This window comes from Xylophilus ampelinus, assembly GCF_003217575.1.
Lineage (GTDB): Bacteria > Pseudomonadota > Gammaproteobacteria > Burkholderiales > Burkholderiaceae_C > Xylophilus > Xylophilus ampelinus.
This window is the reverse complement of record NZ_QJTC01000058.1, coordinates 1-1,622: the sequence shown is the minus strand read 5'-3', so window position 1 is coordinate 1,622 and position 1,622 is coordinate 1. Positions and strand designations below refer to the sequence as shown.

Annotated in this window: 1 protein-coding gene and 1 pseudogene; both read left to right on the top strand. The window is 66.2% G+C overall.

Annotation, left to right across the window (positions count from 1 at the left end; translation table 11 throughout):
* Nucleotides 1–734, top strand: a pseudogene (istA, locus tag DFQ15_RS16810) (IS21 family transposase); the annotation flags it as partial.
* On the top strand, nt 734–1,516 hold the full coding sequence (gene istB, locus DFQ15_RS16805; protein WP_110467047.1) for an IS21-like element helper ATPase IstB: 783 nt from the start codon (nt 734–736) through the stop codon (nt 1,514–1,516). The pseudogene istA and the gene istB, both read left to right, overlap by 1 nt.
* Nucleotides 1,517–1,622 lie beyond the last annotated feature (106 nt).

Genomic DNA, 1,622 nt, shown 5'->3' with positions numbered 1-1,622 from the left:
AGTGTCAGAGCGATCGCGAGGCAGTTGGATTGCTCGCGCAATACGGTGCGCAGGTATCTGCGAGACCAGGCCGCACAGAGGTACGGACCGCGGGCCCCGCGGGTGTGCAAGCTCGACGACTACAAGCGCTACCTGCATGAGCGCATCGGGCAAGCCAGACCCCGATGGATTCCGGCCACCGTGCTGTTGCGCGAGATCCGGGAGCGCGGTTATGCGGGCGGCATCAGCCAGCTCAAGGCCTGGCTGGCACCGCTGAAGAAGAACGAGCCCGAGCCGCTGGAGCGGTTCGAGACGCCGCCAGGCCAACAGATGCAGGCCGACTTCACCTACGTTCGACGGGGCCTAGATCCATTGCTCGCGTTGGTCGCCACCCTGGGCTACAGCCGGCGAGCTACGTGAAGTTCGTGGCTTGCGCGGGCGAGGACGTCGCCACCCTGTGCGCCGGGCTGCGCGAGGCGTTCGACTACTTCGGTGGCGTGCCCGAACACGTTCTGTTCGACAACACCAAGGCCGTCGTCATCGAGCGTGATGCCTACGGCGAAGGACAGCACCGCTGGAACGCCGAGTTGCGCGAGTTGGCCGTGCCGGCGGTGCGCCTGGCTGAGGAGCGCGCGGTCATGTTGGCCGCACCCGCCCTCGAGGCGCCAGCGCCGATCCGACAGCGCGTGGTCCTGCCGGTGGAGAGCCTGCAGCATCCGCTGGCTGTGTACGACGCCTTGCTGGAGGTGGTGTGATGAGCCTGCAGCACGACCGCATTGCCGAGCTGTGCGAGCAACTGAAGTTCGCCCGGCTGGGAAGCGACTGGCCGGCGCTCGCACAGGACGCTGCGCGCGATGGTGCCAGCTTCGCCGACTTCCTCGAGAAGGTGCTCGCGAGCGAACAGGTCGCGCGTGAGGAGCGCAAACGCGCTGTGCTGATGCGGCTTGCAACGATGCCAACCATCAAGACGCTCGAGCAGTTCGATTGGGCACAAGCCGGCGGCGCACCGAAGGCGCAGATCGTCGAACTCGGTCACCTCGCCTTCGTCGAGCGCGCCGAGAACGTCGTCATGCTCGGACCCAGCGGTGTAGGCAAGACGCACATCGCGCTGGCACTGTGCCAACGCGCCGTCATGGCCGGGCACAAGGCCCGGTTCATCACGGCGGCCGACCTGATGATGCAGTTGGCTGCGGCGAAGGCGCAGAACCGGTTGAAAGAATACTTCAACCGGGCAGTGCTCGGACCAAAGCTGCCGGCGCTCGACGAGATTGGATACCTGCCCTTCGGGCGGGACGAGGCAAACCTGTTCTTCAACGTCGTGGCCAAGCGCTACGAGCGCGGCTCGATGGTCCTCACGAGCAACCTGCCGTTTACGCAGTGGGCAGGTGCCTTCGCCGACGACCAGACGCTGACGGCGGCGATGCTCGACCGGTTGCTGCACCACGCACACATCGTGCAGATTGCTGGCGAGAGCTTCCGGTTGAAGGACAAGCGCAAGGCCGGCCAGGCGGCAAGGAGGGTGACGTCGGCGGCATGACCGGCGCCGCGCTGCTCGGCCGCTTCGGGCTACGCCCTACGCGTCCGAGCAGCGCAATGAAGAAGACCCGGGTGGGTCAGATTTACTTCGGCGATTCGACGGGAAG